General features: G+C 44.2%; 11 protein-coding genes. 6 read left to right on the top strand and 5 right to left on the bottom strand.

Annotated elements, in window-relative coordinates:
• The first annotated feature begins 1 nt into the window (after window position 1).
• A complete protein-coding gene (locus tag L3V30_RS05095; RefSeq protein WP_206949121.1) occupies window positions 2-3,163 on the top strand; it encodes an efflux RND transporter permease subunit in 3,162 nt (1,053 codons plus the stop codon).
• 187 nt (window positions 3,164-3,350) lie between these two features.
• On the top strand, window positions 3,351-3,806 hold the full coding sequence (locus L3V30_RS05090) for a MarR family transcriptional regulator (RefSeq protein WP_017635039.1): 456 nt from the start codon (window positions 3,351-3,353) through the stop codon (window positions 3,804-3,806).
• A 44-nt stretch (window positions 3,807-3,850) separates the two neighbouring features.
• Here the strand turns inward: L3V30_RS05090 and L3V30_RS05085 are convergent, their stop codons facing one another.
• Window positions 3,851-4,807 (bottom strand): AEC family transporter, encoded by a 957-nt coding sequence (locus L3V30_RS05085; RefSeq protein WP_237308469.1) that lies wholly within the window; start codon window positions 4,805-4,807, stop codon window positions 3,851-3,853.
• A gap of 601 nt (window positions 4,808-5,408) precedes the next feature.
• On the opposite strand from L3V30_RS05085, the gene trpS reads away from it, so the two are divergent.
• Complete coding sequence (trpS, locus tag L3V30_RS05080; RefSeq protein ID WP_005378260.1) at window positions 5,409-6,431, top strand: tryptophan--tRNA ligase; 1,023 nt, start codon at window positions 5,409-5,411, stop codon at window positions 6,429-6,431.
• Window positions 6,432-6,502: 71 nt separating this feature from the next.
• Here the strand turns inward: trpS and L3V30_RS05075 are convergent, their stop codons facing one another.
• The gene (locus tag L3V30_RS05075) at window positions 6,503-7,471 is read right to left on the bottom strand and encodes an ATP-dependent dsDNA exonuclease (protein WP_237308468.1); all 969 of its coding nucleotides are present in this window, start codon (window positions 7,469-7,471) and stop codon (window positions 6,503-6,505) included.
• Complete coding sequence (locus L3V30_RS05070) at window positions 7,468-8,796, bottom strand: sphingomyelin phosphodiesterase (protein WP_237308467.1); 1,329 nt, start codon at window positions 8,794-8,796, stop codon at window positions 7,468-7,470. Before L3V30_RS05070 ends, L3V30_RS05075 begins: the two co-directional genes overlap by 4 nt.
• A 292-nt stretch (window positions 8,797-9,088) precedes the next feature.
• On the opposite strand from L3V30_RS05070, the gene L3V30_RS05065 reads away from it, so the two are divergent.
• Entirely contained in the window at window positions 9,089-9,355 is a 267-nt protein-coding gene (locus L3V30_RS05065) for a hypothetical protein (RefSeq protein WP_012841963.1), read from the top strand.
• Window positions 9,356-9,510: 155 nt separating this feature from the next.
• Entirely contained in the window at window positions 9,511-11,139 is a 1,629-nt protein-coding gene (locus L3V30_RS05060; protein WP_005390805.1) for a methyl-accepting chemotaxis protein, read from the top strand.
• A 127-nt stretch (window positions 11,140-11,266) separates the two neighbouring features.
• On the opposite strand, the gene L3V30_RS05055 is transcribed toward L3V30_RS05060, so the two are convergent.
• Both L3V30_RS05055 and L3V30_RS05050 read right to left on the bottom strand, forming a co-directional pair.
• The gene (locus L3V30_RS05055) at window positions 11,267-12,037 is read right to left on the bottom strand and encodes a tRNA isopentenyl-2-thiomethyl-A-37 hydroxylase MiaE (protein ID WP_237308466.1); all 771 of its coding nucleotides are present in this window, start codon (window positions 12,035-12,037) and stop codon (window positions 11,267-11,269) included.
• Window positions 12,038-12,134: 97 nt separating this feature from the next.
• On the bottom strand, window positions 12,135-12,899 hold the full coding sequence (locus tag L3V30_RS05050; protein ID WP_005390808.1) for a hypothetical protein: 765 nt from the start codon (window positions 12,897-12,899) through the stop codon (window positions 12,135-12,137).
• 313 nt (window positions 12,900-13,212) lie between these two features.
• On the opposite strand from L3V30_RS05050, the gene cysB reads away from it, so the two are divergent.
• Window positions 13,213-14,187, top strand: coding sequence for an HTH-type transcriptional regulator CysB (gene cysB / locus L3V30_RS05045; protein WP_006742885.1), 975 nt, complete (start codon window positions 13,213-13,215; stop codon window positions 14,185-14,187).
• Window positions 14,188-14,215 lie beyond the last annotated feature (28 nt).

Raw genomic sequence — 14,215 nt, 5'->3', positions numbered from 1 at the left:
CATGGCACGATTTTTTATCGATCGTCCGGTATTTGCTTGGGTTCTCGCAATTCTAACGATGTTGGCGGGGGTAATGTCATTATTCAATTTACCCGTCTCGCAATACCCAACGATTTCACCGACAACGATCACCATCAGTGCTCGTTATCCAGGTGCATCAGCGAAAACCGTTGAAGACTCGGTAACGCAGGTTATCGAGCAAAATATGACGGGATTAGATTATCTTCGCTACCTATCATCGAGCAGTGATGCATTCGGTAATGCGACAATTACCCTGACGTTTGATAGCGAAGCTGATCCTGATATCGCGCAAGTACAGGTGCAGAACAAACTGCAATTGGCCTTGACGTCATTGCCGATGGAAGTACAAAACCAAGGTATCGTCGTGAATAAATCCAACACGGCGTTTCTCATGGTGGTGGCAGTTTATTCTGAAGATCCTGACTTTACAGAAAACGATATCGGCGACTTTGTTGTAACGAATATTCAAGACCCGATAAGTCGTGTAACTGGCGTAGGACAAGTACAGGCGTTTGGTGCGCAGTATGCGATGCGAGTTTGGCTGGATCCATTTAAGCTTACGCAGTTCAACTTGACCGCAATCGATGTAGCAAATGCTATCAGTGAACAGAACGCGCAAGTTTCTTCAGGTCAACTTGGTGCAGCACCTGCGCAGGAAGGTCAGCTGTTGAATGCAACGATTTCATCTGCAAGTCGTTTGAGCAGTGTGGAAGAGTTCCAAGACATCATTCTTAAGTCTGACGCCAGTGGTTCGAATGTTTATTTGAAAGATGTGGCTCGTGTTGAACGTGGTGCAGAAAGTTACGATATTCGAGGCCAATATAATGGCTTCCCAGCATCGGGTTTAGGTATTTCATTAGGTACTGGTGCAAACGCGCTTGAGACTGCCAATGCGGTGAAAGAGCGTTTAGAACAACTGAGTGCAACGTTCCCAGAAGGGTTGCAGATTGCTTACCCATTTGAAACGACGCCATTCGTCAAAGCCTCGATTCAAGAAGTGGTTAAAACGCTATTAGAAGCCATTCTTCTTGTGTTCTTAATCATGTACCTGTTCTTGCAGAACTTCCGTGCGACGATCATTCCAACGATCGCAGTGCCTGTCGTACTGCTCGGCACCTTCGCTATTTTGTACGCGACTGGATTTAGCGTAAACACGTTAACCATGTTCGCGATGGTTCTGGCTATCGGTTTGCTGGTGGACGATGCCATCGTTGTGGTGGAAAACGTCGAGCGTGTGATGCATGAGGATGGGTTAGAGCCCAAAGAAGCAACCAAAAAATCGATGGGGCAGATCACGGGTGCTCTGATTGGTGTGGGTCTGACGCTTTCTGCGGTATTCGTCCCTATGGCGTTTATGTCTGGTTCTACAGGGGTTATTTACCGTCAGTTCTCGATAACCATTGTGGCGGCGATGACACTTTCAGTTTTGGTAGCGATAATTCTGACTCCAGCATTATGTGCAACATTACTGAAAAAAGGCGATGCTGAGCTTCTAGAAAAGAAAGGCTTCTTTGGCTGGTTTAACCGCAAGTTTGATGCGATGACAGCTGGCTATGAAACCGGCGTTGCTAAACTCCTAAAGCGTACAGGTCGTATGTTGGTTGTATTCTTGGCAATGAGTGCAGGTGCGGGCTGGCTATTTATGAACCTTCCGACGTCATTCTTGCCGGATGAAGACCAAGGCACAGTATTCTCAATGGCTATTTTGCCGCCTAACTCAACGCAAGAGCAGACGGAAAAAACACTTGAGAAAATGCGCGACTTTTACCTTGTGGATGAGAAAGACAACGTGAAATCCGTCTTCTCCGTTGCGGGCTTTAGTTTTGCAGGCCAAGGCCAAAACATGGGGATGGCATTTATCGGTCTGAAAGATTGGTCAGAGCGTGAAGCGCCAGGCGCCGATGCAGCTTCCATTACTGGTCGAGCGATGGGGTACTTCTCTACTATTAAAGAAGCTTTGGTGTTTGCGTTCGCCCCTCCAGCGATTCAAGAGCTAGGTAACTCGACAGGTTTCGATTTCTATCTCCAAGACTCGTTGAATAAAGGGCACGATGCATTAGTTGCGGCTCAAGGGCAACTTCTGGGCATGGCAGCACAAAACCCGAAACTTGTTGGTGTTCGTCCAAACGGTCAGGCAGATGCGCCAATGTACAAAGTGAACATTGACCACGTCAAACTTCGTGCTTTGGATGTCAGTATCAATGACGTAAACCAAATCCTGTCAGCTGCATGGGGCGGGGCTTACATTAACGATTATATTGACCGCGGTCGTGTGAAGAAAGTGATGGTGCAAAGTGATGCGGAATACCGCATGCAGCCAAAAGACTTCGATTCATGGTACGTACGCAACGCTAAAGGAGAGATGGTGCCTTTCTCTGCTTTTGCGAGTGGCGAGTGGACCTATGGTTCTCCTCTTTTGCAGCGCTTTGATGGTTTGCCAGCAATGAACATTCAAGGCGGCGCAGCTCCTGGTGTAAGTACTGGTGAAGCCATGGAAGAAATTGAAGCAATGGTAGAAAAGCTACCAGAAGGTTTCACGGTGAACTGGAATGGTATTTCGTATGAAGAGCGCCTTTCCGGAAACCAAGCGCCAATGCTATATGCGCTATCTATCCTCGTCGTATTCTTAGTTCTTGCCGCTTTGTATGAAAGTTGGTCAGTACCTTTCGCCGTGGTGTTAGTTGTTCCTCTTGGTGTGCTTGGTGCTGTGCTTGCGGTAATGACGCGCAGTATGGATAACGATGTGTTCTTCCAGGTGAGCTTATTAACGACGGTCGGCTTGGCAACCAAAAACGCGATTCTGATTGTTGAGTTTGCAAAGGACTACTATGAGAAAGGCGCTGGGCTTATCGAAGCAACCTTACATGCTGTTCGCGTTCGTCTGCGCCCAATTATCATGACATCGCTTGCTTTTGGTTTGGGTGTGGTACCACTTGCCATCAGTTCAGGTGTGGGATCGGCAGGTCAAAACGCAGTAGGTACCGGCGTACTTGGTGGCATGATCAGTGCCACGATATTGGGTATATTCTTCGTCCCAATCTTCTTTGTAGTGGTTGAGCGATTGTTTGATCGACGTGCGAGAAAAGAGTCGGAGGAAGAGCTGTCTGAGACCAGCACTAAACCCACTCAGCAAAGCGAGTAGGACTTGGTTGTTTTAACTGAGTTATACTAGTGATAATAAACACGATTAAAGGGCGCTTCGGCGCTCTTTATTTTATGTTTTCACTTGGTGGTTACCGTCTATGACGCGAGCCTGAAAGACGGCGTGTTGTGTGCTGTATCAGCACAGCCTTTTCGGCCGAATGAAAGCCTAAAGAAGAAAAACGACGATGAAAGATCAGAAAATTTCCCCAATTTCCGTTTTGGATCAAAGCCCTATGTTTGTTTGTGGTGTGATGCAGCGCATGTACCGCAATCGTGCCCAAGCCGAGCTCTCTCGGCAAAATTTGATGACATTAGAAATGGCAAGTGCACTGGCCGCTTTAGAAGAATTTCAGCCTATGAGCCAGCAAGCGTTGGCTGATGCGGTTCGAACTGAGCGAAGTGTAGCAAAGCGGATGGTGGACAATCTGGAAAAGAGAGGGTTTGTTCAAGTTTCTAAAAGTAAATCGAATCAGCGCCTTAAAATGCTAAGCATGACAAAAGAGGGGGCAAATGCTTTAAAGCAAGTTCATCAAATCATGACGAATTTACAGAAAGAGTTTTTTTCTTGTTTGTCGGAATCTGAAGCGAGTGAATTTTTTCGTCTGGTAAGAAAGCTCACTTTTGCGAATCACGACCAGTAACTTACATCAATGCCGTTTAGCGTCTTTATTTTATCGCGGACCAATTATATTAAGTTGTAGAACTTAAGAAATAGGATGCCCAACGTACAGGTCACGGAAGAAAGCACCGTAGTGAGTGCGATGATATTTGCAGCTAACGTGGCATTGCCTCCCATGGAACGCGCCATGACATAGCTGGCAGCAGCGACTGGAGAGGCGTTCATAAAGAAAAGAATACCTAGCTCAATTCCTCGAAATCCTACTAAGTAAGCTCCCATGGTGATGATGACTGGCGCTACGATGAGCTTGTAACTGCTCGCAAACCAAGATGGACCTTTCTCTTTTCTCATCAAGCTAAAGTCAAGTGAGCCACCTGTACACAACAGCGCCAAAGGCAATGTCATTTTGGATAAGTAGTCTCCTGCGTCAATAACCACATTCGGTACTGGAATAGCGAGTAAATAAAAAGCCATTCCTAGAACAATGGAGATTATGAGCGGATTCCTAGTCAGTGTTCGCCCCATCATCTTTGCTGCTTGCGAGGCAGACGTTGCCCCCTTGGGCGATAAGCAAATTACCGCTTGGACGTTATAAATAAATGTGGTGACCGCGACATAGAGAGCCGCTAACGCCACACCTTGAGAACCATACGCATTGGCAACGTAAGCGATACCAATAATACCTGTATTTGCTCGGAACCCACCTTGGATGAGAACGCCTTGGTCAGGCGATGCTTTGAACAGAAGTTTGACGGAAAGGTAGGTGAAAATGAAAAACGAAATACTAGCGATGACGCCGAAATTGACGAATCCACTTGCCGCGGAAAAGTCGTGTTCTGAAGCCACAATGCTGACAAATAACATCGCAGGCAAGGTAACTTGAAACACCAGTTTAGAGCCTACTTCGATAAAATTATCGTTGATTAGACCAAAGCGCTTAAAAAGAACGCCAAGTACCAACATCAAACAGATAGGTCCGGTTATCGACAAAGAGAATTGCAACTGATGTAAAACAGCTTCCATGTAAGTATCCGCAGCAAAAGAAAAAAGTGTTCCTGTTGCCTATTAAGCCACAAACCCGGAGGGTAGGACAGTAACGTGATGAAATTTTCTTCTGTTGTAGGTTCCGGAGTCATTTACACTCCAAGTTATGGACGAGGTCCCAATTTAACAAAGCGGTACTGGTCCTACGTGCGATATGTTGGTTAACTCGTTGTCGTGATGCATCCACATGCGTATTAGATGTGAGGGCTGGTCATCGTAGTTATGGATAGGAGTTCATCAATGAAAAGGAAACACAACAAAACTGTACTGTGTGCGTTTGTCTCTGGTTCGGTATTTGGTGCGGCTTTGGTCATTGCGATGTCTTTACCAATGTAATCCTCTTAATTGGCTGTTGGAACACTCACACTAATTCAGTACAAAACAGATTGAGTTCTGCGGTATGTGCTGTTAGTTTAAAAAACATGAAAATACACGTTCGCCCTTCATTAACAACCTTCTCTTGGTGGCGCTCTAAATAGAGCGGCGCGGAATGCTTACATTCTTAAGCTGCTGGATGGTAGCTAAGAGTGTTTGATCTTTTTATCTCCAGTAGCGATCTATTAATTACTTGGAGACAAATATGAATACCCATAAAAATACATCTCAGCGTGAAATTATACTTACCGGAGATCGAGCAACAGGTCCATTACACCTCGGGCACTATATTGGTTCATTGCAACAACGAGTCAAATTGCAAACGGAGCACGAGCAAACGATCTTGGTCGCGGACATGCAAGGGTTGACGGATAACGCGCATAATCCATCAAAGGTATCCTCTAATATTCTCAATGTCGTTGCAGATTATTTGGCTGTTGGTATCAACCCCGCTCAAACTACGATCACGTTGCAGTCTCAAATTCCAGCGTTAGCCGAGTTGACAATGTATTACAGTAATCTTGTTTCTATCGCACGATTAGAGCGAAACCCCACGGTTAAAAATGAGATTCAAAGTAAAGGCTTTGAACGCTCTATTCCTGCTGGCTTTTTAACATATCCAATTTCTCAAGCTGCCGATATTACGGGGTTTCATGCGACGCTAGTACCAGTGGGTGATGACCAACTGCCGATGTTAGAGCAAACTAATGAAATCGTGAGAAAAATAAACCATCTGGGTGGAAAAGAGGTTCTTAGAGAATGCCGTCCATTACTTAGCGATGCACCTCGTTTGCCGAGTACTGACGGTAAAAATAAGATGTCTAAAAGCATGGGGAACGCAATCAACTTAGGGGCCTCCGAAAAGGAGATTTCCGCGGCAGTGAAATCTATGTATACCGATCCCAATCATCTGAAAATTGAGGACCCTGGCCAAGTCGAAGGGAATATTGTATTCATCTACCTCGATGCTTTTCATCCTGATAAAAATTATGTCGAACAGCTAAAAGACCATTATCGACGAGGTGGGTTAGGTGATGGTTTGACCAAGAAAGTGTTAGAAGAATGCTTACAAGAGATGCTTCGCCCTATTCGAGAAAAGCGCGCTATGTATTTGAATGATAAAGCGCAGCTGATTGATATTTTAAAACAAGGTAGTGAGCGTTCTCGCGAGAAAACCGAAAAAGTGCTATTTGATGTGAAAGATGTATTTGGTTTAAATTTGTTCTGAATTAAAAGTAGAGAGTTGAACATAAGGCACGACGGCTGGCTAGCAACGTGCCTTTTTAAGTTCCCAGTCAGTCAAAGCGCATTGTTAAGAAGAAAAAATTCACGACGAAAATCCGCGACTTCTTGTTGGTAATAGCTTTGCCATTCCGGTTCTGACAAATGTGAATGGCTAGAAGCTCTTTGCGTTCTTAGCTTGGACTCAAGTTGTTGTAATGCTTGTTGGTAATCTTTGACTTGTTTTTTTTGTTCTGTAATTTGCTGCTGACGAGCATGAATGTTTTTAGTTTCTTCTTTCGTTAAGTAAGTTCGTTCTAGCTCTGCGATGATCGCCAAGCGCTCTGGTAGGCTCATACTATTAGGAATCAGGGTGACCGCACGCTCATATTTTTCCTGGTTGCTTGTTAGCCCGATAGCATCTGCATGTTCTTGCCAGTCAATGGTAAGTTGCTCGAAAGCTCGCAAAAAGTTATCTGGGCTTTGAGTGTCCAGCTTTTGGGCTTCTAAGTTGAAATCGTACAGCGCGAACTCATCCGCGAAAACAACATCAGCCAATTCTCCCCAGATGCTTCTTGCTTCGTTCTTCAGCTGTGCAATACGCGACGCCAGTGATTGTTGCTCATCAAATAACAAATTTCCTACACTCTCTTGCCATTGGCTGCTGAGCTGAGGGTAGTTCGCCAAAAGCTGGAATCGAGCTAAAGATAAATGCGCCTCAAACAAGGCGATCTGCTCTTCACAACTACGGTTCAACATACACTCATGCCAAAACGTCTCAAGTTCAGCGACAAGTTTCCTGCCTTTGAGTTGAGTTAATCGCTCAGTCGTTATTTGAACTGTGGAAGGGAGCTTAGTTGTTTGTGGTGAAGTATCCGTATAGGACACGATGCTGCTTGTTTGTGGTGATGTACTGGAGACACTCTGATTTTTTGTCTTAGGGGAAGGAGAGGAAGCGAGCTCTTCTTTTTGAACATCGTGACTGAAAGTTAAAAATATCATGCCCGCCATAATGGCGGACATGATTATCAAAGCGATTTTCTTCATGGCTTGATTGTTGCGCTTACTGGGAAATGGTCAGAAAGGTTGTAGTGTTTCCATAAACTCTCTGCGGTTGTGCGCGGCACGTCTACACGGTTGTCATTGAATGATTTCACCCCGTACTCACTACTCACCATAACATAGTCAAGGTATTCCACGTTTTCGCCACCTGATAACGCTTCACCTGCGAAGTTATTGATACGGGGATCAAAGGTTGACTCCGTGTAACCAGAGTACTGAGGCTCTATGGCGCTTAAGTTAGCGATCATTTGTTGGTAGTCACCAGGGAGCTTTCTTTTGTTGACGTTAAAGTCGCCGCTGTATACCACAGTTTCGCTTGAAGGAATGTTAAGAGATTGGGCGAGTGCGCGGATTTGTTTGAACTGGCGCTGACGATACTCACGGGCGGTGTCTGTATCGAAAGATGCGGTATGGGTAGCAAACACATGGTAAGCCTGACCACCTTTAATTATTTCCGCATAATTTACGCCTTTATCGGCAAAGCAGTCTGTACCAGAGCAATCGGGAAAGACATATTGCGCTTCATTCACGATAGGGTAGCGACTAACTATGATTACGCCACCATCATGAATATTAACGCCTTCTTTATCTAACATCTTTGTTTGGTAAGGATATTCCTTGGCTAACTCACGTAAGAATGCTTCACGGCCGCTGGCAAACACCTCTTGCAGCGCCAAAACATCGTAACCTTTTACATGTTGAGGAATCAGTTCGTAACGATCTCCAATGTGCGATGCAATAGCCGTCAACGCCCAGATGTTATAAGTCATCAACTTAAGGTTTTGCTCTTCGTTGTCGACAGACTCCGCTACCTTGCTTGGCGTGATGGTGTAGTAAAGATCATCATATCGAGCGGTACTGTCTGACTTAAATGCCAGTTCGGTTTCTCTCGCACCAAAAGCGTTAGTGTTGGCACGATGAATGTTACGATCATCTTTGAGAGATAACTCGACATCGGCTGCGGATAAGCCGTATTCAATGGTCGAATTGTACCAATGGCCTTCCATTATTTGATTGAGTGTTATGCTTTCACCTTCGGGGCTAGAAACCACAGTTTCAAAACGGTAAGTTTGATTTGATTTCACGCCCTCCCAGCGGTTGAAGCTTAATACAGATTTAGTTTCCCACGGACCAAGTACCTGCACATGTTGTTGCCACTCTTCTCCGTATTGAAGTAAATCACTGCCTTCGTGCTTTACTTGAATAGTTAAAGGCTGATCAGAGTTATTGGTTAGATAAACATCTGTATCTGCAATGCTTGGCAATGCCACCAAGCCACTTAATAAAAGACCCCACTGCGATAATTTCATCTTATTTTTCCATCATTTGAACTAGAGCAATCATTCTTGTTTATAAATATTACTTGCACGTTAAATATGGATGACATCGAAGCCAGTACTGAAAATTGTTATCAGAATGTGATCTTTATTCAATGGTGAGGAGTCGGGGTAGAGAGTTAATGGCTGCTTAAGCGGCTGTAAATAATAGCGATGGTTAACGAATCGTACTCACTGCAATCAAGTTGTCATCTTCGCTCTATAAGTTGTGCGGCGTCATTCATCCAGCCACATGGCTAGAACTTAAATTGATAGATGGAGCACCATGGCTAGAGCAGTAAATCCAATCGATGAAACCATCATTAAATTACTACAAGACCAAGGTTTGATTAGAAGCGAAGCAGAAGCTCGTTTAAAGAAAGAGGTATATCGCTTACAGCCTAATGAGATTGAAAAAGTCAAAAATTATGCCCAGCACTTTGGCATCAACGCTAAAGAAAAACTCATCGATGAGATCTTAGAGTTGCGCCGGGAAGCGCTCATAAAAAAATGTAGACACAATACGGAGCATGCGAGCCTATCTCTAAAATAGTACGTGATAAAAATATCAATTACTGGTCAAGATTTGATCTCCCAGGCCGATGTATATAAGAGTGCTCAATGATATCGAGCGCAAAAAACAGTGTGTTTTAGAGGTTAAGCTTTCACTTAAGTGAGAGGTTTGGAAAGGCTGCAGGGAGAAAGTGCATGCGTATTAAGGACTTAAGTGTCGTAAAGAAAATATCGGTTAGTTATTTAACTGTTTTTGCCGTGTTTGGTTTAGTGTCAGTAATGTTGGTACAAGGTTTGTTAACACTGAATAAAGACATCTCAGTGCTAACAGATAAAAGCTTACCTTCTGTTGCGATTTTGAAAGGTATCCAAGTTGATATTACTAAAGTGCGCAAAGATGAGTTCTCTTTATTGCCAAACGCAAATCATCCCAAAATTGGTGAGTGGTTAAAAGGCCTCGACCAATGGCGTTCTGATGTGCAGGCTGGTATTGCAGAATACGAAAAGCTCGACCTTAATCAGCGTGAAACGCAGTCTTTTAACGTTTTTAAAGAAACCTGGAATCAATACATCAAAGAAACGAAGACTTACAACGCACTGCTAAGCCAAGGTGATGCTGAAAGTGCAAATGATGTGATTTTATCGAGTTTCGATACTTACTCAAAAGCGTTGAGCAGCTTGGATGATACCCTCGCGTTGAACGATGAGTTGGTGAATTTGATTGGCGAAGAAGTACAAAATGAAGCGGCATTTACACAATACAGCGCTGCTGTTGGTGCGCTTGTCGTCGCATTGGTCATGGTAATGTCTGCCATGTTGCTTTCTCGAGTCATTTGCGGGCCTGTTGATCGAGCATTGGAATTCGCTTCCAAAATCGCCAAGGGTCAATTGAATAATCAAATCGACGAAAGTGAATTGAGCAAAGACGAGTTAGGAACGTTGCTCAAAGAGCTTGTCGGTATGCAAACAAACTTACATTCGCTGGTTTCTGAGATTAATGACTCAACGATTCAGCTAACGGCAGCAGTAGAGGAGGTGAGTGCTATTTCTTCTCAGACCGCTTCTGGTATGCAAAATCAACAAATTGAACTTAGCTCGGTGGCTTCTGCGATGACAGAAATGCAAGCTGCTGTAAGTGAAGTGGCACAAAATACCGAAGTTGGCGCGACCTCTGCTTATTCGGCAACGGAAGTGGCTAAACAAGGAACGGCGACGTTACAACAAACTATCGCAGTAATTGAGCGTGTATCACATACGATCCAAGAGTCAGATGAACTGGCACGTGAGCTTGAATCTAGCTCAAACAATATCAATGTGGTCGTAGATGTGATCCGCGGGATAGCGGAGCAAACAAACTTGTTAGCACTGAACGCCGCAATTGAAGCTGCTCGGGCCGGTGAACAAGGACGTGGGTTTGCTGTTGTGGCAGATGAGGTTCGTTCTCTGGCGCAACGCACTCAAGACTCCACTTCACAAATTGTGGAAATTGTTAATCAACTACAAGAGAGCAGCAGCAAAATAGGGCATTCAAGCCGTGATTGTCAGGAGGGCATTTCGCAGTGTGTTGAGCAAGTCAATGACGCTGATAGCCAGATAAAAGAAATTGAACATTCTGTCGATAACATAGCGCAAATGAGTACACAAATCGCAACGGCGTGCAGCGAGCAGAATTCTGTATCCGAAGAACTGAATCGAAGTGTGGAGCATATTAATAGTGCTTCAACAGAGATGGCTGAGGGAGCTTCGCAAACGGCTGTAGCTTGCCAGCAGATTAGTAGCCTAGCGCACAACTTGAAAACTCGAATGGGTTCATTCCAGCTCTAGTTGTTGTATTTCAGCTTTATTCCTAACCTCTGCTACAAAAAATAAGCCGGACGAAATGTCCGACTTATTTATTCTCTGTCTATATAAATAAGTTCAGAGCATGCTCAATCTTGGGAGAATATGCTCGCTAGGCTGGAATACCACTATGGAACTTAAAATCTGTATCTGGCGTAGAAATTAAATCTGCCTCAACTAGGCCAAAATAGGCTATGCGTTCGCTGATGTCTTTCCCCGCGATTTGCTCTGCCAATACAAGATAATCTTGATAGTGGCGTGCTTCTGAGCGCAGTAAAGAAACGTAGAATTTTGCGATATCGTCATCCATATGTGGTGCTACTTTGGCAAAACGCTCACAAGATCGGGCTTCGATGTACGCACCAATGATGAGCTTATCGATCAGTGTTTCCGGTTCATGAGTCTTCATATGCGAAATGAGCCCTTTAGCATAGCGACTTGCTGGAATATTTTTATACTCAATTCCACGACTTTCCATGATCTCTAAAACTTGATAAAAGTGGTGTAACTCCTCTTTAATCAAAAGCACCATTTTATCGATCAAATCTTGGCTGTAAGGTGAGTTGGACTTAGCCATGATCGCTTTGGAAATATTGCTCTTACCTTTTAAAGTTTCTAGTGAGCCTACATTGCGATAAGCAAAATCTTCATAGGGTTTAAACCAGTCAAGCAGAGCATGTGAACTGGATTGGTCAACGGCATACTTACGAATTAAAAACATCGCAGATTGGCCAGCTTTTAGCTCACACAGTAGGTGGTCTAATAAAATGGTTTGAAGGTTTTCTGGTTTCTTTGCTTCCTCTACCCATTCATCAGGTGTGCTGCATTGCAGAAATTGGTTAATGGGAGCAAGAAGATCTTGATAGGCGTCTAGATTCATCATTTTAGTTTTAGTACTTCACATTCTAATTGGGCATATCCGCTATCTTACGGATAGAAAAAAGGCTGCGATTGCAGCCTTTATTGACCTTAAGTGAATGTTACCACTTTTTCTTCTCGCCGAAGAGTGCTTCCATGTCATTGTCGCGCTCTTTATCGGCGATCTGCTGCATTTCAGCATCACTTTTATCTTGGCGTTTTTTATCTAGGTCGCCCAACATGTCTTCAAGCTTCTGTTTCGCTTGAATCGAGTAGGGGTCGCTCTTTGTACTCAATGCATCGATACCTTTGCGTAGCAGTTGAAGTGCTGTGCCAGGTTGACCTCGAGCAATAGAGTCGTTTGCTCTTTTGATGACGTTTTCGATGTTGATACGAATCTGCATCGTTTCTAAACGCGCATTTTCAGCGACATAAGTCTGGGTGTCGATACGGCCTTTATTGTGTTCGTTACGGATAGTATCGCGAAGGCGCTTCACCAACTTAAGCATGACGATGGCTTGTTTATCACTGCTTGGCATTTTGAACGTGGTACTCTCGCCAGTGGGACCATTCTCTTTCAGTTGATCAATCTGTTGCTTCATGTTTTCGATACGTTGAGCAAGCTGCTTATTCTTCGGGTCAAGCTCATGCATGCTTTCTAGCGCGTCAAGAATACGATTGTTTAGACATAGCAACAGCTCCTTGCTAAAAGGGATATGGTGCGCATGACCAATCAACTCTTCAGTGCCATCAATCAAGGCAACATAGCGTGCGGACTCCTGTCTTTTCGCAGTCTCTACCTTGACCTTATACTGCAACATAATGTTATAGCCTAGGATCAACACCAGTAGGATGGCTACCAAAGCGATTATTAAACCAATATTCATATCTTTGCGTCTGCTTTACTTTTCTACGGCTAGCGTTAAAGAATACATGAATCTTATCTTACTCGGCACCCTATTTGTTTGATTATTTTGTCTCTCCCACGTTTTAGCTACTGATAGAAGTCACATCATAGAACTTCAGTCATTTATTGGCTCAACTTTGTGCATATTGTTTCTATGTTGAGGATTATCAGTATGTGATTGAGGTATAAGTTAGAAATTACTGTTCATTTCGATTTGAACGCGTTATAACTAATTATTATATCGCTCGTCCGAGTGGCCAATAAATTATCTCATGAACAAGTAAGGGATTACGATGAAACTGCAGCAGCTGAAGTATATTGTTGAGGTTGTAAACCATAATCTGAATGTATCCGCGACGGCAGAAAGCTTGTATACCTCTCAGCCAGGTATCAGTAAGCAGGTTCGGTTGCTGGAAGATGAGTTAGGCATTCAGATTTTTGAACGTAGCGGTAAGCACTTAACACAGGTGACACCTGCTGGTGAAGAAATTGTACGTATCTCTCAAGAAATTCTCGCTCGTGTAGAAAGTATCAAAGCTGTAGCAGGGGAGCACACCCACCCAGAAATGGGGACGCTGAATATCACCACGACACATACGCAAGCGCGTTATGCTTTGCCGGATGTCATCAAAGGTTTCACTTCTCGCTACCCAAAAGTGTCATTACACATGCATCAAGGTACGCCGTCACAAATGTCTGAGGCAATTGCTAAAGGTACGGCGAACTTTGCGATTGCGACAGAAGCGCTTCACTTATATCAAGATGCCATCATGCTGCCTTGTTATCACTGGAACCGTTCAATTGTCGTGCCTAAAGATCATCCATTAGCGAAGAAAGATAAGGTAACGATCAGCGATCTTGCCGCTTATCCATTGGTCACTTATGTGTTTGGTTTTACGGGCCGTTCAGAGTTAGATACCGCATTTAATCGTGAAGGTTTAACCCCGAGAGTGGTGTTCACTGCAACTGATGCGGACGTTATTAAAACGTATGTTCGCATGGGTATTGGTGTTGGTGTGATTGCGAGCATGGCTGTGGATGAAGAGCAGGACAGCGATTTAGTCGCAATAGATGCGAGCCATTTATTCGGGGCTAGTACGACAAGTATTGGCTTCCGTCGCGGCACATTCCTGCGCTCATACATGTTCGATTTTATGGAACGCTTTGCTCCTCATTTAACTCGCCCAGTGGTAGAGCAGGCGATTTCGTTGAAATCTAATGCAGAAATCGAAGAGATGTTTAAAGACATCGAGCTCCCGGTGAGATAACACTTCATTGATGTTTCGATTCCCTCTA

This window comes from Vibrio sp. A1-1 (assembly GCF_021728175.1).
In the GTDB taxonomy this organism is placed as follows: Bacteria; Pseudomonadota; Gammaproteobacteria; order Enterobacterales; family Vibrionaceae; genus Vibrio; species Vibrio diabolicus.
Note: the sequence above shows the minus strand (reverse complement) of the source record. Positions and strands in the feature narration are given on the sequence as shown.